This is a genomic window from Mesorhizobium sp. GW821-FHT04C10 (assembly GCF_059420305.1).
In genome coordinates this window covers 3817908-3836614 of the sequence record NZ_JBWKTL010000001.1, presented here as the reverse complement: position 1 = coordinate 3836614, position 18707 = coordinate 3817908, and the positions used below count along the sequence as shown (strand labels likewise).

16 protein-coding genes and 1 riboswitch are annotated in these 18707 nt (G+C 64.4%); of the genes, 5 read left to right on the top strand and 11 right to left on the bottom strand.

Features of this window, described 5'->3' with window-relative positions; all coding sequences use genetic code 11:
• Positions 1-44: 44 nt before the first annotated feature.
• The 11 genes from nuoI to AC07UC_RS18495 all read right to left on the bottom strand — a co-directional run bounded on the left by nuoI (position 45) and on the right by AC07UC_RS18495 (position 10318).
• A complete protein-coding gene (nuoI, locus tag AC07UC_RS18545; protein ID WP_140775928.1) occupies positions 45-536 on the bottom strand; it encodes an NADH-quinone oxidoreductase subunit NuoI in 492 nt (163 codons plus the stop codon).
• Entirely contained in the window at positions 536-1579 is a 1044-nt protein-coding gene (gene nuoH, locus AC07UC_RS18540) for an NADH-quinone oxidoreductase subunit NuoH (RefSeq protein WP_494906988.1), read from the bottom strand. Before nuoH ends, nuoI begins: the two co-directional genes overlap by 1 nt.
• Positions 1580-1581: 2 nt before the next feature.
• Entirely contained in the window at positions 1582-3663 is a 2082-nt protein-coding gene (nuoG, locus tag AC07UC_RS18535) for an NADH-quinone oxidoreductase subunit NuoG (protein ID WP_494906987.1), read from the bottom strand.
• A gap of 73 nt (positions 3664-3736) precedes the next feature.
• A complete protein-coding gene (locus tag AC07UC_RS18530; RefSeq protein WP_202321742.1) occupies positions 3737-4432 on the bottom strand; it encodes a helix-hairpin-helix domain-containing protein in 696 nt (231 codons plus the stop codon).
• 76 nt (positions 4433-4508) lie between these two features.
• The gene (gene nuoF / locus AC07UC_RS18525; protein ID WP_140775924.1) at positions 4509-5813 is read right to left on the bottom strand and encodes an NADH-quinone oxidoreductase subunit NuoF; all 1305 of its coding nucleotides are present in this window, start codon (positions 5811-5813) and stop codon (positions 4509-4511) included.
• A gap of 10 nt (positions 5814-5823) precedes the next feature.
• The gene (locus tag AC07UC_RS18520; RefSeq protein WP_494906986.1) at positions 5824-7104 is read right to left on the bottom strand and encodes an NADH-quinone oxidoreductase subunit E; all 1281 of its coding nucleotides are present in this window, start codon (positions 7102-7104) and stop codon (positions 5824-5826) included.
• Positions 7105-8295, bottom strand: coding sequence for an NADH-quinone oxidoreductase subunit D (locus AC07UC_RS18515; protein WP_140775922.1), 1191 nt, complete (start codon positions 8293-8295; stop codon positions 7105-7107).
• A 66-nt stretch (positions 8296-8361) separates the two neighbouring features.
• A complete protein-coding gene (locus AC07UC_RS18510; RefSeq protein WP_202321736.1) occupies positions 8362-8739 on the bottom strand; it encodes a four helix bundle protein in 378 nt (125 codons plus the stop codon).
• 34 nt (positions 8740-8773) lie between these two features.
• Entirely contained in the window at positions 8774-9376 is a 603-nt protein-coding gene (locus AC07UC_RS18505) for an NADH-quinone oxidoreductase subunit C (RefSeq protein WP_140775921.1), read from the bottom strand.
• Positions 9377-9380: 4 nt separating this feature from the next.
• A complete protein-coding gene (locus AC07UC_RS18500) occupies positions 9381-9962 on the bottom strand; it encodes a NuoB/complex I 20 kDa subunit family protein (RefSeq protein WP_015317338.1) in 582 nt (193 codons plus the stop codon).
• Positions 9953-10318: an NADH-quinone oxidoreductase subunit A gene (locus AC07UC_RS18495; RefSeq protein ID WP_010910112.1), complete on the bottom strand. Its 366-nt coding sequence runs from the start codon at positions 10316-10318 to the stop codon at positions 9953-9955. The genes AC07UC_RS18500 and AC07UC_RS18495 overlap by 10 nt, the downstream gene beginning before the upstream one ends.
• 389 nt (positions 10319-10707) lie before the next feature.
• Here AC07UC_RS18495 and AC07UC_RS18490 point away from each other — a divergent pair, with 389 nt between their 5' ends.
• From AC07UC_RS18490 to cobG, 5 genes are all read left to right on the top strand, one after another.
• Positions 10708-11907, top strand: a complete 1200-nt coding sequence (locus tag AC07UC_RS18490; protein WP_494906985.1) for a winged helix-turn-helix domain-containing protein — start codon at positions 10708-10710, stop codon at positions 11905-11907.
• A gap of 29 nt (positions 11908-11936) precedes the next feature.
• Positions 11937-12141: riboswitch (cobalamin riboswitch) on the top strand.
• 40 nt (positions 12142-12181) lie between these two features.
• The gene (locus AC07UC_RS18485; RefSeq protein ID WP_494906984.1) at positions 12182-12610 is read left to right on the top strand and encodes a DUF1636 family protein; all 429 of its coding nucleotides are present in this window, start codon (positions 12182-12184) and stop codon (positions 12608-12610) included.
• Positions 12611-12612: 2 nt separating this feature from the next.
• Complete coding sequence (gene cobW, locus AC07UC_RS18480) at positions 12613-13650, top strand: cobalamin biosynthesis protein CobW (RefSeq protein WP_494906983.1); 1038 nt, start codon at positions 12613-12615, stop codon at positions 13648-13650.
• A 117-nt stretch (positions 13651-13767) separates the two neighbouring features.
• Positions 13768-17223 carry a cobaltochelatase subunit CobN gene (gene cobN / locus AC07UC_RS18475; RefSeq protein WP_494906982.1) on the top strand — a complete coding sequence of 1152 codons (3456 nt, stop codon included), beginning with the start codon at positions 13768-13770 and terminating at the stop codon, positions 17221-17223.
• A complete protein-coding gene (gene cobG / locus AC07UC_RS18470) occupies positions 17220-18707 on the top strand; it encodes a precorrin-3B synthase (protein WP_494906981.1) in 1488 nt (495 codons plus the stop codon). Before cobN ends, cobG begins: the two co-directional genes overlap by 4 nt.

The following is an 18707-nucleotide window of genomic DNA, read 5'->3' as shown; positions in this document are numbered from 1 at the left end:
GTTGTCCTTAGACGAGGCCCCTCGCCCCGTCCATGCGTCAAATATCAGCGGTACGGCGCATCCAGCGAGATGTTGCGCGCCAGTTCGCGCTCCCACCGGTCGCCATTCGCCAGCAGCCTGTCCTTGTCGTAGTAGAGTTCCTCGCGCGTCTCCGTCGCGAACTCGAAATTCGGCCCCTCGACGATGGCGTCGACCGGGCAGGCCTCCTGGCAGAAGCCGCAATAGATGCACTTCACCATGTCGATGTCGTAGCGCACCGTGCGGCGCGTGCCGTCATTGCGGCGCGGGCCGGCCTCGATGGTGATGGCCTGCGCCGGGCAGATCGCCTCGCACAATTTGCAGGCGATGCAGCGCTCCTCGCCATTGGGATAGCGGCGCAGCGCGTGCTCGCCACGGAAGCGCGGGCTGATCGGCCCCTTCTCGTGCGGATAGTTGATCGTTTCCTTCGGCGCGAAGAACTGGCGCATCGACAGGAAGAAGGCGCTGACGAAATCCTGCAGCAGCAGCGATTTGGCGGCTTGGCCGAGAGCGGACATCACGCAAACCCCGTGATCTTGAGGAAGGCTGCGGTGGCGACCACCATGAACAGCGAGATCGGCAGGAACACTTTCCAGCCCAGCCGCATCAGCTGGTCGTAGCGGTAGCGCGGCACGAAGGCCTTCACCATCGAAATGCCGAAGAACACGAAACAGACCTTCAGCACGAACCAGATGACGCCGGGCACCCAGGTGAAGGGCGCGAAGTCGAAGGGCGGCAGCCAGCCGCCGAGGAACAGGATGGTGGCCAGCGCGCACATCAGCACGATGGCGACATACTCGCCGAGGAAGAACAGCAGGAACGGCGTCGACGAATATTCGACCATGTGGCCGGCGACCAGTTCCGATTCGGCTTCGACCAGGTCGAAGGGCGGCCGGTTCGTCTCGGCCAGCGCCGAGATGAAGAAGATGATGAACATCGGGAACAGGGCCAGCCAGTTCCAGTCGAGGAAGGTGTTGGGCAGGCCAAGCCGCGTGCCAAGCCCACCCTGTTGCGACAGCACGATATCGCTGAGGTTGAGCGAGCCGGCCGTCAGCAGCACGGTGACGATGACGAAGCCGATCGAGACTTCGTAGGACACCATCTGCGCTGCCGAACGTAGCGCGCCGAGGAACGGATATTTCGAGTTGGACGCCCAGCCACCCATGATCACGCCGTAGACCTCGAGCGAGGAGATGGCGAAGACATAGAGGATGCCGACATTGACGTTGGCAATCGCCCAGCCCTGGTTGACCGGAATGACCGCCCAGGCCGAGATCGCCAGCACGGCCGACACCAGCGGCGCCAAAAGGAACACGCCCTTGTTGGCGCCTGACGGGATGACCGGTTCCTTGAAGACGAATTTCAACAGATCGGCGAAAGCCTGCAGTGTGCCCCAGGGGCCGACCACGTTCGGGCCACGGCGCAGCTGCACCGCCGCCCAGATCTTGCGGTCGGCGTAGAGAATATACGCGACGAAGACCAGCAAGATCACGATCAGCACCACTGAATTCAGCAGGATGATCAGCGCCGGCAGCACGTAGAAGGAGAAGAAGGTGTCCATGCTTATTCCGCCGCCTGCTTGAAGCCGCTCTTGGCCAGTGCCGAGCATTCCGCCATCACGGCCGATGCCCGCGCGATCGGGTTGGTCAGGTAGAAATCCTTGACCGGCGACGTGAAGGTGCCCTTGTTCAGCCGCCCGCCGAGCTTCGCCACGCCGGCGACGTCCTCGGCACTGCCGGCCGCGACCTGGTCGATGCGGGCCAGATGCGGGTATTCGCCGTAGAGCTTCGCCCGCAGTTGCGGCAGCGAATCGAACGGCAGTTTCTTGCCCAGAACGTCGGACAGTGCCCGCAGGATCGCCCAGTCCTCGCGCGCGTCGCCCGGCGCGAAGCCGGCGCGGTTGGTCTGCTGCACGCGCCCTTCGGTGTTGACGTAGGTGGCCGACTTTTCCGTGTAGGCCGCGGCCGGCAGGATGACATTGGCGCGGTGCGCACCGGCATCACCATGCGTACCGATGTAGACGACGAAGGCGCCGCCGGTCTTGCCCATGTCGATCTCGTCGGCACCGAGCAGGAACAGCACGTCCGTTTCGCCCAGCATGCCGGCAACGTCCTTGCCGCCCTCGCCCGGCACGAAGCCGAGATCGAGGCCGCCGACTCTGGCTGCCGCATTGTGCAGCACGGCAAAGCCGTTCCAGTCGGCGCGAGCGGCATTGACCGCCGCGGCGAGCTTGGCTGCCTGGCCGAGCACGGCCGCGCCGTCGGCGCGCGCCAGTGCGCCCTGGCCCACGATGATCAGCGGGTGCGTCGCCTTCTTCAGCGTCTGGAAGAACTTGCCATTGCCGTCGGCCAGATCCTTGAGAGAATCCGGACCGGCACCCAGCAATTCATAGTCATAGCGCGTGTCGCCGACATCGCCGATGACGCCGACCGGCAGATTGCCCACCCGCCAGCGCTTGCGGATGCGGGCATTGAGCACCGAGGCTTCGAAGCGCGGATTGGCGCCGATGATCAGCACCGCGTCGGCCTGCTCGATGCCCTCGATGGTCGGGTTGAAGATATAGCTGGCGCGTCCGAGCGACGGGTCGAGCGCGGCGCCATCCTGGCGGCAGTCGATGTTCTTCGAGCCGAGCGAAGCCATCAAGAGCTTCAGGGCGTAGATCTCTTCGACCGCCGCGAGATCGCCAGCAATGGCACCGATCTTCTCGGGCGTCGTCTTCGATACCGCATCCTTGATCGCCGCGAACGCGTCTGCCCAGCTTGCCGGAACCAGTCTGCCGTCCTTGCGCACATAAGGGCGGTCGAGGCGCTGCGTGCGCAAGCCGTCCCAGATGAAGCGGGTCTTGTCGGAAATCCACTCCTCGTTCACCTGCTCGTTGACACGCGGCAGGATGCGCATCACTTCGCGGCCACGGCTATCGATGCGGATCGCCGAGCCGACCGCATCCATCACGTCGATGGATTCGGTCTTGGTCAGCTCCCACGGCCGCGCCTGGAAGGCGAAGGGCTTGGAAGTCAGCGCGCCGACCGGGCAGAGATCGATGACATTGCCCTGCAGCTCCGAGGTCATCGCCTGTTCGAGATAGGTGGTGATTTCGGCGTCCTCGCCGCGGCCGATCAGGCCGAGCTCGGAAATGCCGGCAACCTCGGTGGTGAAGCGGACGCAGCGCGTGCAATGGATGCAGCGGTTCATCACCGTCTTGACCAGCGGGCCGATATACTTGTCTTCGACCGCGCGCTTGTTCTCGTGATAGCGCGAGGAATCGACGCCGAATGCCATCGCCTGGTCCTGCAGGTCGCACTCGCCGCCCTGGTCGCAGATCGGGCAGTCCAGCGGATGGTTGATCAGCAGGAATTCCATCACGCCTTCCCGGGCCTTCTTGACCATGGGCGTGTTGGTGAAGATTTCCGGCGGCTCGCCATTGGGGCCGGGGCGCAGGTCACGCACGCCCATGGCGCAGGAGGCCTGCGGCTTGGGCGGCCCGCCCTTCACCTCGATCAGGCACATGCGGCAATTGCCGGCGATCGACAGCCGCTCGTGGAAGCAGAAGCGCGGCACTTCCGCGCCCGCGTCTTCCGCCGCCTGCAGCAGCGTGTAGTGGTCGGGTACAGTGATCTCTTTCCCGTCGACCTTGAGCTTTGCCATTCGCTTCAAACCCCTGCGGATTTCCCGCAATCTCATTTTCCGGGCGCGACAGACGCAGCGCCCGACATTTCATTCACTTCTTCGCGGCCAGCGCCGCCGCCTGGGCAGTCCAGTCGTCGCGGCCGATGCGGCCGTTGAACGACAGATAGTCGTCGACCCAGGCGATCTCTTGCGGCGACCAGGCCGCGATCTGGGCATATGTCCAGATGCCAAGCCCGTTCAGCACCTTCTCCAGCTTCGGGCCGATGCCCGATATCGCCTTGAGGTTGGACGGTTTCGCAGGCCTGTCCATGGTCTTGGGCTGCCTGAAATCTTCGGGCAGCAGCACATCCGCGGCCTCGCCGGCTGCCGGAGCGGCATTCACCGCCGGCGCCGTGGTGGCGGCTTCCTTGGCGGCGATGTCGGTGACCTCCTGCGCGAAGGACTGCGCCTCGGCAATCATCGTCTTCGCCGTCGCCCGCGCCTTGATGGACGACGAGTTCGCGTCCTCGAACTGTTCGATGCGTGCCTCGAAATCCTCGATCAGCGGCTGCATGAGCCGCTGTGATGCCTCGGCGGCTCCCGAGAGCGCGCCCATCCAGACGCCGAACGCGTGGTTGGCGAGCCCGATGCCAAGCGCCGACATCGCCGCCGCCCCCGCGACAGGGTGCACGAAAAGGTTGACGGCGCTGGCCATCTCCTTCGGCATCATCCTGGTCAGGTCCTGGTTCATCTTCTCGAGCTGGTCCAAATTGGGCATCAATGGGTTGGGTGTCGAATACGGCGCCATAGAATTCTCCTGGTCGTTTCTTCGTTCGCCCCGCCCCGTTATTCTCGCTTCGGGCTCTCGCCCGCAGTCACAAATTCTATTCCGCCGCCACCATCACCGGCTCGGCCCGGTGCGCGTTGCGCGAAAACTCGTCGATGCGCCGCTCCACCTCGCCGCGGAAATGCCGCATCAGGCCCTGGATCGGCCACGCGGCGGCGTCGCCCAGCGCGCAGATCGTGTGGCCCTCGACCTGCTTGGTGACGTCGAGCAGCATGTCGATCTCTCGCTTCTGCGCCTCGCCACGCACCAGCCGCTCCATCACGCGCCACATCCAGCCGGTGCCTTCGCGGCACGGCGTGCACTGGCCGCAGCTCTCGTGCTTGTAGAAGTAGGACAGCCGCGCGATCGCCTTCACGACGTCGGTCGACTTGTCCATGACGATGACGGCGGCCGTGCCGAGGCCGGATTTGAGGTCGCGCAGCGCATCGAAATCCATCGGCGTGTCGATGATCTGCTCGGCCGGCACCAGCGGCACCGAGGCGCCGCCGGGAATGACCGCCAGGAGATTGTCCCAGCCGCCGCGAATGCCGCCGCAATGCGTCTCGATCAGCTCGCGGAACGGGATCGACATCGCCTCTTCGACGGTGCACGGATTGTTGACGTGGCCGGAGATGCAAAACAGCTTGGTGCCGACATTGTTGGGCCGGCCGAAGGACGAGAACCAGGCCGCGCCCCGGCGCAGGATGGTCGGCGCCACCGCGATCGATTCGACGTTGTTGACGGTGGTCGGGCAGCCATAGAGGCCAACATTGGCCGGGAATGGCGGCTTCAGCCTGGGCTGGCCCTTCTTGCCTTCGAGGCTTTCCAGCAGCGCGGTTTCCTCGCCGCAGATATAGGCGCCGGCGCCATGATGCATGTAGACGTCGAAGTCGTAGCCGGATGTGTTGTTCTTGCCGATCAGCTTGGCCTCATAGGCCTCCTCGATGGCCCGCTGCAGCGCCTCGCGCTCGCGGATGAACTCGCCGCGCACATAGATGTAGGCCGCGATCGCGCCCATGGCGAAGCCGGCCAGCAGCGCCCCCTCGACCAGCGTGTGCGGGTCGTTGCGCAGGATGTCGCGGTCCTTGCAGGTACCGGGCTCGGATTCGTCGGCATTGATGACGAGATAGCTCGGCCGGCCGTCGCTCTGCTTGGGCATGAACGACCATTTGAGGCCCGTCGGGAAGCCGGCGCCGCCACGGCCGCGCAGGCCGGACGCCTTCATCTCGTTGACGATCCATTCGCGTCCCTTGGCGACGATGCCGGGCGTATTGTCCCAGGCGCCGCGCGCCATCGCGCCGGCCAGCGACTTGTCGAAGAGGCCGTAGATGTTGGTGAAGATGCGGTCTTTGTCCTGAAGCATTTTTCGTCCCTCAGACCGGCTTCTTGCCGAAAACGCGGATGTATTCGGCGACGCCGCCCTTGGCGAGCGCCTTGGCCTGCTTGACCCAGTCGTCGCGGTCGATGCGGCCGTGGAAGGAAAGATAGCCGTCCACCCACTCGCGCTCCGCCTTCTTCCACGACGCGACCTGCGCGAAGGTGAAGATGCCCAGCGTATGCAGGATGCCCTCGATCTTCGGGCCGACGCCGGAGATCAGCTTGAGATCGTCGACCGCGGCCGGCCTGTCGATGCCGGCCGGACGGTTCTTGTCGTCCAGCGACGGTTTCGCCGGCTTGGCCGCTGGCGCCTTGGCTTCCGGCGCCTTGAAGGCCGCGGCCGGCTCGACCTTGGCCTTCGGCCCGTTGCGCTGCTTGGCAACCTGCTCGACTTCGGGCGCTGCCTTGTTGGCGTTGGCGGCCGAATGCAGCGGCGCCGAAACGCTCGCCGCCTTCTCCGCCGCAGGCGCCACCTTGGTCGCCGAAGGCGTCTTCAAGGCCGGGCTGGTTTCGGACGCGTCGGTCTTCGGCTTGCTGGCATTGGACGGCGCGACGGGCGCGGCGGCGGGTGCCGGAACGGGCTCGGCAATGATCGCATCGGGTGCCGCCTTGGCGGCCTTTGCGGCCTCCCTCGCCTCCCTGTCACGGGTCGACTTGAGGATCGCCTTTTCGCTCTTCAGCGTTGTCAGACCAGAAGCCGGCTCCGAGCCGGTGCGGCCATTCTGCGGCCCGGGCGCCACCGAAGCGCCCTTGCCCGCATCGTAAAGATCGATGATTTCGGCCAGCCGTTCCGGTGTCAGATCCTCGAACGTGTCCTTGAAGATCATCACCATCGGTGCGTTGACGCAAGCGCCGAGGCACTCGACCTCTTCCCACGACAAGGTGCCCTGGTCGTTGGTATGGAACTGGTCGTGATGGATCCGGGAGCGGCAGACATCCATCAGCGCTTCCGAGCCGCGCAGCATGCAGGGCGTGGTGCCGCAGACCTGGATATGCGCACGCGTGCCGACCGGATTGAGCTGGTACTGCGTGTAGAAGGTCGCGACCTCGAGCCCGCGGATGCGGGGCATGTCGAGCATGTCCGAGATCGTCTCGATCGCCGCCTTGGTGACCCAGCCTTCCTGCTCCTGCGCTATCATCAGCAGGGGAATGATCGCCGACTGCTCACGGCCCTTCGGGTACTTCTTGATCCATTGCTTCGCAGCTGCCGCGTTCGCCTTGTTGAAGGCGAAGGACGCGGGCTGGACGCTGGCTTCTGCGAGACGGCGGACTGACATTTAGCGATCGACCTCACCAAACACGATGTCGAGGGAGCCGAGAACGGCGGTGACGTCGGCCAGCATGTGGCCGCGGCAGAGGAAATCCATGGCCTGCAAATGCGCGAAGCCGGGCGCGCGCAGCTTGCAGCGATAAGGCTTGTTGGAGCCGTCGGAGACCAGATAGACGCCGAACTCGCCCTTCGGCGCCTCGACGGCCGCGTAGACCTCGCCGGCCGGAACGCGATAGCCCTCGGTGTAGAGCTTGAAGTGGTGGATCAGCGCTTCCATCGAGCGCTTCATTGCCGCGCGCTTGGGCGGCACGACCTTGCCGTCGAGATTCGACACCGGTCCGGTGCTTTCCTTGCCGAGCAAGAGATCGACGCACTGGCGCATGATACGGGCCGACTGGCGCATTTCTTCCATGCGCACGAGATAACGGTCGTAGCAGTCGCCGTTCTTGCCGATCGGAATGTCGAAGTCCATTTCCGAATAGCATTCGTAGGGCTGCGACTTGCGCAGGTCCCATGCCGCGCCCGAACCACGCACCATGACGCCCGAAAAGCCCCAGGCCCAGGCATCGGCCAGCGAAACAATGCCGATATCGACATTGCGCTGCTTGAAGATGCGGTTGCCGGTCAGCAACTTGTCGAGATCATCGATCGACTTCAGGAACGGGTCGATCCACTTGCCGATGTCCTCGACCAGCTGACGCGGCAGGTCCTGATGGACGCCGCCGGGGCGGAAATAGGCGGCATGCATGCGCGAGCCGGAGGCGCGCTCATAGAACACCATCAGCTTTTCGCGCTCGACGAAACCCCACAGCGGCGGCGTCAGCGCGCCGACGTCCATGGCCTGCGTCGTCACATTGAGGATGTGCGACATGATGCGGCCGATTTCGCAATAGAGCACGCGGATCAGCTGGCCGCGCTTCGGCACCTCGATGCCGAGCAGGCGCTCGGCGGCAAGAGCGAATGCATGTTCCTGGTTCATCGGCGCGCAATAATCGAGCCGGTCGAGATAGGGCACAGCCTGCAGATAGGTCTTGGCCTCGATCAGCTTCTCCGTGCCGCGATGCAAGAGCCCGATATGCGGATCGACGCGATCGACGACTTCGCCGTCCAGCTCGAGAACCAACCTCAAAACACCATGCGCCGCAGGGTGTTGAGGTCCAAAATTGATGTTGAAATTGCGGACGGAGGTCTCAGCCATTGTGGCGCCTCTGGCGAAGAGTCAGTAGTGAGTAGTGAGTAGTGATCATCAATCTCAATGCCTGCTTCATTCCGCCTGCTTGGCCTGCACCGTTCGGATAAGAGATCTCATCATTTTTCCAATCTCTTCGCATCGCAGCAGCAGCTCAGTCTCATTGTCTTTTCGCAGCAAGCCAACCCGGCATGCCAGCAGTGTGTGCGTTTCCAGTTCCTTCAACGAGCCTTGCGCCACGCGCAAAAATTGAATGAACGACCCTCTGTTTTCCCGACCGTATCCCTCTGCGATGTTCGCCGCGATCGAAACTGCTGATCGGCGCATCTGAGAGGTCATGCCGTAAATCTCATCCCTCGGAAACTCTTTGGTGAAGCGGTAACAATCTTCGGCGAGCGTCATCGCCGATTGCCACACCTTCAAGTCGCGATAAGATTCGATCCGTTGCTCCAATTCTTTCCCTACTGACTACTCACTACTTCCCTACTCACTGTTTCGCTTTTTCGTCCCCGGGCAGCACGTAATCCGTGCCTTCCCAAGGGGAAAGAAAATCGAAATTGCGGAATTCCTGCTTCAATTCCACAGGCTCGTAGATGACCCGCTTGGCTTCGTCGTCGTAACGCACCTCGACAAAGCCGGTCAGCGGGAAATCCTTGCGCAGCGGATGGCCTTCGAAACCGTAATCGGTCAACAGGCGGCGCAGGTCGGGATGGCCCGAGAACAGCACGCCATAGAGATCGTAGGTCTCCCGTTCGAACCAGTCGGCGCCCGGATAGACGCCGGTGATCGATGGCACCATCGTCTCCTCGTCGGCCTGCACCTTGACGCGGATGCGCACATTCTGCTTCGGCGACAACAGGTGGTAGACGACGTCGAAGCGCTTGGCCCGCGACGGATAATCGGCCCCACAGACATCGATGATCGAGATGAACTGGCAGCGCGCATCGTCGCGCAGGAAGGTCACCACTTCGATGAGGTCGCGCGGCTCGACATGGATGGTGAGCTCGCCATAGGCGAGCACCGCGTCGTTGACGCGACCGATCAGCTTTTCGCCGAGATAGGTCGACAGTTCGCTCAGGGATGCGGCCATGGATTTACCGTTCGATCGTGCCGGTGCGGCGGATTTTCTTCTGCAGGAGAAGAATGCCGTAGAGCAAAGCTTCGGCGCTCGGCGGGCAGCCGGGCACATAGATGTCGACAGGCACGACGCGGTCGCAGCCGCGCACCACCGAATAGGAATAGTGGTAGTAGCCGCCGCCATTGGCGCAGGAGCCCATCGAGATGACGTAGCGAGGCTCCGGCATCTGGTCGTAGACCTTGCGCAGCGCCGGCGCCATCTTGTTGGTCAGCGTGCCGGCGACGATCATGATGTCGGACTGGCGCGGAGACGCGCGCGGCGCGACGCCGAACCGTTCCGAGTCGTAGCGCGGCATCGAGGTGTGGATCATCTCGACCGCGCAGCACGCCAGACCAAAGGTCATGAACATCAGCGAGCCCGAGCGCGCCCAGGTGATCAGCGCCTCGGTCGAGGTGACCAGAAAGCCCTTGTCGGCAAGCTCATTGTTGATTTCGAGGAAGAAGGGATCGTCCTCCCCCACCGGCCTGCCGGTATTGGGATCGATAATGCCCTTCGGCTTCGGCGCGACGAGGGTGCCTGAACTGTCGTTCAATCCCATTCCAGCGCTCCTTTTTTCCATTCATAGGCAAAGCCGATGGTCAGCACTGCCAAAAACACCATCATCGACCAGAAGCCGAGCATGCCGATCTTCGAGAAGGACACGGCCCAGGGGAACAGGAAGGCCACTTCCAGGTCGAAGATGATGAACAGGATCGACACCAGGTAGAAACGGATGTCGAATTTCATGCGGGCATCGTCGAACGAGTTGAAACCGCACTCGTAGGCGGAAAGCTTTTCGGGATCGGGATTGCGGTAGGCCACCAGGAACGGGGCGGCCAGCAGCGCCAGGCCGACGACCAGTGCCACGCCTATGAACAGGACGATAGGCAGGTACGAACTGAGAAGTGCGTTCATGCAGCGGCTTTCCGTTGGCGCCAATCCACTTTGATTACAGCACCGGACCTTAATGCGGAAGCGTGACAGTTTAACCGCTGAACCGTTTTAAGGGGCCTATGCTGCAACGCGGCGAGGGTTAGCGCAGCACTTCCAGCGAAGCAAGTCAAACCTTGTTCAAAACGCCGACCTGGACGGCATATCCGGAGAAACTGGTCCGATCCGCTCCTGTTTGATTTCCTTCGCTTTTTACTCCACTTTTCTCTCCTGACATGGTTGCCGCCAAAACCCTGCTAGCATGGGTTGGAATCACCACGCAGGTTCCGCAAAAGTGGACCCCGGTTTTAAGACAAGAACCTGCCCAGACAAAGACTCGACCCACAGCCGAAGCCCCTCAGAGTGATGCCTGCATGAAGGAAAAAATCTCGCTTGCCGCCGCCCGCCGCATTGCACTCGCCGCTCAAGGGTTTCTCGATCCGCGCCCGAATGGCACACCTGACCGCCGCCATTTCGCCCGTGTGCTCTCCCGCACCGGCCTGCTGCAGATCGATTCCGTCAGTGCGGTGGTGCGTGCTCATTATATGCCGCTCTATTCGCGCCTGGGCCCCTACCCGCTCACGCTGCTCGACAATGCCGCCTTGACGCGCAAACGCACAGTCTTCGAATACTGGGCGCACGAGGCCTCGTTCCTGCCGGTCGAGACCTACCCGCTGATGCGCTGGCGCATGCAGCGAGCCGAGCAAGGCGATGAAATGTATCTGGGACTGGCCAAATGGGGCCGCGAACACGCCGCCTATATAGAAGACATCTACCGCGCGGTCGTCGAGCGCGGCCCGATCGCCGCTTCGGCGCTCGAAGGCCAGAAAGGTTCGGGCGGCTGGTGGGGCTGGAGCCATGCCAAGCATGCCTTCGAATGGCTGTTCTGGGCCGGGCGCATCACCACGGCGCACCGCCGCGGCTTCGAGCGCTTCTATGATTTGCCGGAGCGCGTGTTGCCGCAGGCGATCCTCGACCTGCCGGTGCCCCCGGCCCGGGACGCGCACCTCGAATTGCTGCGCATCTCGGCCCGCGCCCATGGCGTGGCGACATCGGGCGACCTGCGCGACTATTTCCGGCTGTCGCCGGCCGACATGAAGGGTCGGTTGGAGGAACTGGTCGAGTCGGGCGAATTGCTGCCGGTACGCGTCGAAGGCTGGGACAAGCCGGCCTACCTTCACAAGGACGCGCGCCTGCCCCGGAAAATCGAGGCGCGTGCTTTGCTGGCGCCCTTCGATCCGGTCGTCTTCGAGCGCTCGCGCTCGGAGCGGCTGTTCGATTTCCACTACCGCATCGAAATCTACACGCCGGCTGAAAAGCGCCAATACGGCTATTACGTCCTCCCCTTCCTGCTTGGCGACAGGATCGTCGCGCGCGTCGACCTCAAGGCGGACCGGCCGGCGAGCGTCCTGCGCGTCCATGCCGCCTACCCCGAGCCCGGCGCGCCGCCTGAAACCGCCGCTCAGCTCTTCGAGGAATTGAAGCAGATGCAGGGCTGGCTTGGCCTTGAACGCATGGACGTGACTCCGGCAGGCGATCTGGGTCCGGCGCTGGCCGACATCGCCGTGTCGTAGCCGTGCGTTGACACCGCTGCCTGCAAAAGCCTAAATCCGGTCCAGACGGTCCCCTGCCCGCAACGGCAGGGGCTAAGAGGGAATGCGGTGCGGGATTTCGATCTCAAATCCGCGGCTGTCCCCGCAACTGTAAGCGAAGAGCCAAGGCCGAAAGCCACTGGGAGTTTCCCGGGAAGGCGGCACCCAAGGCGATGACCCGCGAGCCAGGAGACCTGCCGTCTGCGACAAGAGAATCCGATCGCCCGGCGGGTTTCCGGGCAAGGAGCCCGGCTTTTTGGACCAGAACGGCAGTTTTTCGGCTGGCACAGCGGACAATTCGTCCGCCGACAGCGAAGCCTTGGCCGACGTCACGGTCATCGTCTGCGCCTCCTGTCGCGACGAGACCGGTTCCGACGCCCATCCCCGCGCCGGCGAACTGTTGGCTGAGGACACGCGCCGCGCCGCAGCCGATGACAACATCCGCGTCCGCACGGTGGAATGTCTCGGCAACTGCAAGCGCCGGCTGAGCGCCGCGATCCTGCGCGATGGCTGCTGGAGTTATGTCTTCGGCGACCTGACCGTGGCCAGCGGCGCCGACCTCGTCACCGGCGCCAAACTCTTCGCCACCTCGACCGACGGCCTCATCCCGTGGCGCGGCCGCCCCGATTCCCTCAAGCGCGGCCTTGTTGCCCGCATCCCTCCCCTCGACATGCTGAAGGACTGATCATGAGCGCTTCCGTATCCCGCGTCCCCTGCACCGTCGTCACCGGCTTCCTCGGCGCCGGCAAGACGACGCTGGTCCGCCATCTCCTGGAAAACGCCGGCGGCAAGCGTATCGCCATCATCGTCAACGAGTTCGGCGACATCGGCATTGACGGCGAGATTTTGAAGGGCTGCGGCATCGACACCTGCCCGGAGGAAAATATCGTCGAACTGGCCAATGGCTGCATCTGCTGCACCGTGGCCGACGATTTCGTGCCGGCGCTCGACCAGATCCTGTCGTTGACGCCGAAGGTCGACCACATCCTGATCGAAACCTCGGGCCTGGCCCTGCCCAAGCCGCTGGTCCAGGCTTTTCAGTGGCCGACGGTAAAGAGCCGTGTCACCGTCGATGGCGTCATCGCCGTGGTCGACGGCCCCGCATTAGCCGAAGGCCGCGTCGCCAACGACATGGACGCCCTGCAGGCGCAGCGCGCCGGGGATGAGAGCCTCGACCATGACGACCCGGTCGAGGAAGTGTTCGAGGACCAGATCGCCTGCGCGGACCTGATCATCCTGTCGAAGAGCGACCTGATGGACGCCGCCGGCTCGGCCCGCGCCAATGCCATCGTCAACGAACATTCCGCCCGCGCCGTGAAGATCGTGCCGACCTCGCATGGCAAGGTCGATCCCTCGGTGCTGCTCGGCCTCGGTCTCGCCGTCGAGGACGATATCGAGAACCGCAAATCCCATCATGACGGCGCGTTCGACCATGAGCATGACGACTTCGACACCTTCATCGTCGACATCCCCTCGATCGCCAATCCGGACGAGTTGGCAAAGCGCGTCGCCACCGCTGCCGAACAGGAGAACGTGCTGCGCGTGAAAGGCTTCGTCGAGGTCGGCGGCAAGCCGATGCGGCTCCTGCTGCAGGCCGTCGGCCCGCGCGTCAATCACTACTATGACCGCGCCTGGACGGTCGAGGACGACCGCCGCTCGCGCCTCGTCGTCATCGGCCTCAAGGGGCTGAACCGCCCGGCAATCGAGCGTATACTCGCCGGCTGATGCAAACTAGCAATTCCAGGAAAAGTGTTTCACGGTTTTTCCATCCGGAATTGCGTAAAAACAAGGAGATAGAGCGGTTCGCCGTTTCCGTGAAGCGGTGACCCGCGCTAGACCGCGATGCATATCCTCACCACGACCTCCGCCTCGCTCGACGATCTCGCCGAGCCGGTCGATCTGCGGCAGACGCCGGCGGATATCGTGGCCTTGTCCTTCACCGACAGCGATCTCGCCGGACTTGCGGCGGCGTGGAAGGCGGATGCCGGCCGCCTGCCCTCGATGCGGCTGGCAGCCCTGCGCGACCTACGGCACCCCATGTCCGTCGACCTCTGGGTCGACAGCGTCGCCCGCCACGCCAAGATCATCCTGGTGCGCATCCTCGGCGGCTATGACTGGTGGCGCTATGGCTGCGACCAGCTTGCCTCGATTGCCCGCGAACGCGGCATTAAACTCGCGCTGCTCCCCGGCGAAAGCCATGACGAGGACCTCAGGCTGATCGAAGCCTCGACGCTGCCGCGCCAGGAATTGGACGCGCTGCTCAGCTATTTCCGCGAAGGCGGCCCGGCCAATATGAGCGCGCTGGTGCAGAGGCTGGCGCGGCTGGCGGGGTCGCAGGCAGACATTGTTGAGCCAGTCGCGGTCCCGAAGGCTGGCTACTACGAGCCGAACCGCGGCGTCGTCCCCCTCCCCCTCGAGGGGTGGGTCCGGCCGCAGGCCGGGGGTGGGGTCCTCTCTGAAACGCGCCGACTCAAAGAAACGCCACATCTGGTGGTCCCGACCCCAGCCGGCCCTGCGGGCCACCCTCCCCTCGAGGGGGAAGGAAAGGTGGTGCCGATCCTCTTCTATCGCTCGATGCTGCTCGCCGCCGATGTCGCGCCGATTGATGCCCTTTTTGAAGCACTGCGCCAACGCGGCATGCTTCCGGTCCCCATCTTCGTCTCCAGCCTGAAAGAGCCGGCGTCACTCGCCTTTGTGGAAACCGCGTTCGCCGCGCTGAAACCCGCCGCCATCATCACCGCGACCGCCTTCGCCTCCGGTGCCGAACCCGGCGTCGAAACCCTGTTCGACCGTGCCGGCGTGCCCGTCTTCCAGGTCATCGTCGCCACCACCCGCCGCGACGTCTGGGAAAACAACCAGCGCGGCCTGGCACCCGCCGACCTTGCCATGCATGTCGTGCTGCCGGAGCTGGACGGCCGCATCCTCGCCGGCGCCATTTCCTTCAAGGGCGAAAGCGATGTCGATCCGGCACTTGGCCATCGCGCCTTCGCCAACCGACCGGAGCCGGATCGCGTAGTTCAGGTGGCGGACCGCGTGGTGGCCTTCATCAAGCTGCAGGGGGCACCACGCGCCGAGCGCAAACTTGTCATCCTGATTCCGGACTATCCAAGCGCACCGGGCCGAACCGGCTATGCCGTCGGCCTCGATGTGCCGTCCAGCGTGCTGGCGATGCTGCATGACCTGAAGGAGCAGGGTTATGCGGTTGAGGGGATTCCGCAAACGCCGCGTGGGTTGCTGGATTTGCTGGATGCGGGCGGCCAGGGGTTGGGGCTGGAGGACTATTTCGGCTTCTCCAAGGAGTTGCCGGTTGAGGCAATGACTGCCGTTGAAGCGGCCTGGGGAAAAGCGGAATACGAGACAGGCAAAAAACACTTCCCCTTCCGCGCCGCGACCTTCGGTAACATCACGGTCGCCCTCGCCCCCGATCGCGGCCGCTCCGCCGATCGCCGCGCCGACTACCACGATCCAACCTTGCCTCCGCGCCACGCCCTGATCGCGTTTGGCCTGTGGCTGCGCAAATCCCTCGGCGTCCATGCGCTCATCCATGTCGGCGCGCACGGCACGCTGGAATGGTTGCCGGGCAAGACGGTTGCACTCTCGCAAAGCTGCTTTCCCGAGATCGTCACCGGTCCCTTGCCCGTCATCTATCCCTTCATCGTCTCCAACCCAGGCGAAGCGGCGCAGGCCAAGCGGCGCGTCGCCGCCGTCACGCTTGGCCATCTGCCGCCGCCGCTGGCCGGCGCGGGACTGGACGAAGACCAGCACAAGCTCGAACGCCTGGTTGACGAATATGCCCAGGCGGACGGCCTCGACCGTCGCCGCCGCGACCGCCTGGCAAAACTGATCGTCGAGACGGCGCAAAAAACCGGCCTTGCCTCGGAAGCCGGTGTCGCCAGGACCGACGCGCCCGACGAGGCGCTACGCCGCATCGACGCCTGGCTCTGCGACCTCAAGGACTTCGCCATCAAGGACGGGTTGCATATCTACGGCCGCGCGCCCGACGATGAGTCCGACGCCATGCGCCGCCAAAGTGCCGAGGCTGAAAGGTCGGCGCTGCTCGCCGCGCTCGATGGCCGCCACGTCAAGGCAGGCCCGGCCGGCGCGCCGGCGCGCGGACGTTCCGACGTGCTGCCCACCGGCCGCAACCTGTTCACGTCGGATCCACGCACCATGCCGACACCGACTGCCTATGATCTGGGCAAGGCGGCGGCGGAAGAGGTCGTGCGCGGCTACCTCCAGTCGCATGGCGACTGGCCGCGCTCGCTGGTCATCAACCTCTGGGGCTCGGCCTCGCTGCGCACCGGCGGCGAAGAGATCGCCCAAGGCCTGGCGCTGATGGGCTGCCGGCCGCAATGGGATGCCGCCACCGGCCGCATCACCGGGATCGAGGTCTTGCCGCCAGCGGCGCTTGGCCGGCCGCGCGTCGACGTCACCTGGCGCATATCGGGCCTGTTCCGCGACATGTTCCCAACCCAGATCGCGCTGATCGATGCCGCCGCCAACGCGGTCGCCGCGCGTGACGAAGAGGATTCGGAAAACCCGCTCGCGGCCCGGACCCGAGCCGACGGCAGGATCAGCCCGCGCATCTTCGGTACCTCGCCCGGCACTTATGGCGCCGGCGTCGAGAATCTCCTCTCGAGCGGCGACTGGGCGACGCGCGAAGAAATCGGCCGCGCCTATCTCGACGCCACCTCGCATGCCTATGGCGGTGCCGGCGGCGAAGGTATCTCGGCGCCCGGCGCGTTCGAAACCCGCATCGCCGAAGCCGATCTGCTGGTCCACACCGGCGACGACCCCGGCCGCGACATTCTCGAAGGCTCCGCCGACGTCGCCTTCATCGGCGGCTTTTCGGCAGCACTTGCAGCACTTGGCCGGAATGCCGACGTCATCGTCCTCGACACGACGGACCCGCAAAAGCCAAAGCCGCGTTCGGTCGGCGAGGCCATCTCGCGCGTGGTACGCGCCCGCGCCGTCAACGCGCGTTTCATTGCCGGACAGATGCGGCACGGCCCGCGCGGCGCCTCCGAATTCGCCGAGACAGTCGACCGGCTGGTCGGCTTCGCCGAGACCACCCATGCCATTTCGGGCGCGCTGATCGAGGCCGTGCACGACGCCTATGTCGGCGACGAGGAAGTTCGGGCCTTCATCCTGCGCGAAAACCCGGCCGCCGCGAAAATCATCGCCGAGCGTTTTCTCTCGGCGCGCCGGCGCGGCCTCTGGCATCCCCTGCGCAATTCCATCGACGACGATCTCGCCGCGCTGATTGCTGAAGCCGAGGCGCTGGGAGTGGCGGCATGAACGCCTTCTCGCGCCGGGGCGCCTGTCCGGCCCTGTCGGCACCGATGCAGACCGGCGATGGGCTGTTGGTGCGGCTTAATCCTGTCGCAGGAGGACTATCACCGAAGCTTTTGATCGGGCTGGCCGAATCCGCCCTGCGGCATGGCAACGGCATCATGGAAGTGACAGCGCGCGGCAGCCTGCAGATACGTGGGCTGACAGCGGAGAGCGCCGCGCTGCTGGCGGCGGAGGTCGATGCGCTGGGCATTGCGGTGCGGACCGGCGTGCCGGTGGAAACAGGACCGCTGGCGGGTATCGACCCTCAAGAGTTCGCCGATCCCAGGCCTTTGGCCGAGCGGATCAGGATGGCAATTGAAGAGGCAGGGCTGACGACGAGGCTGGGGCCGAAGGTTTCGGTGATTGTCGATGGCGGCGGACAACTGGCGATGGATGCGGTGACAGCCGATATCAGGCTGAAGGCCGTGCGAGCCGACAACGACATCGTTTGGAGTGTATCGGTTGCCGGCGACGGCCTAAACGCGAAAGCATTGGCAAAGGTCGACGCGGATGCCGCGAGAGACATAGCCGTCGCGGCACTCAGGATGGTCGCCGAAAAGGGCCGTGAGGCACATGCGAGGGATTTGTCGGAGCGGCAGTTGGTGTCTCTGGCGGGCTGGTCATGCTGGACAGGTTTGTGCGAGGCGCCCCCCTCTGTCCTGCCGGACATCTCCCCCACAAGGGGAGAGATTGGCAGTTCGGTCGTCGGCACCACTCCCGCGGCCTTTGAGATTGGCGAAAGCGGAGATGGCAGCTCAATCTCCCCACCTGTGGGGGAGATGTCCGGCAGGACAGAGGGGGGCGCCTCGCGCAAACCTATCGGCCTTTTCCCTTTGGCCGGTGACACTTTCGCCCTCGGCATCGCTCTTCCCTACGGCAGCATGCCTGCTGACAAAATCATCGCCCTCGCGAAAAGCGCTGTCGGCACCACCGAAATCCGTCTCGCCCCGGGCCGCGCCCTGCTCTTCGTTGGCCAGCCAGACGCTGCTTGCACAAGCCTACAGCAAACAGCCGCCGCCCTCGGCTTCGCCACCTCCCCCACCGATCCGCGCACCCGCATCGCCGCCTGCCCCGGCACGCCGGCCTGCGCCTCCGGCCGCATCGCCACGCGTGACATCGCCGAGACGATCGCCACCGAAAATGCGGATATTCTCGACTTCACGCTGCACATTTCCGGCTGCGCCAAGGGCTGTGCGCATCCCGGCCCGGCGGCGCTCTCAATTGTCGGCGGCGAAAATGGAGCCGGACTTGTCGTGAACGCGACGGCAAAGGCTCTTCCTGCCGGCTACAGGCCGGGCTATGACGCCGCGCGCGGCTTCAGTCGCGTCGCGGCGATGATCCGCAGCGCACGATTTCAGGGCGAGACCGCCGCTGCTTGCCTGACAAGGCTCGGGCCGGCGGCAATCGCCGAGACTTACCGACAGGCCCAAACTAAAAAACGGAAATGA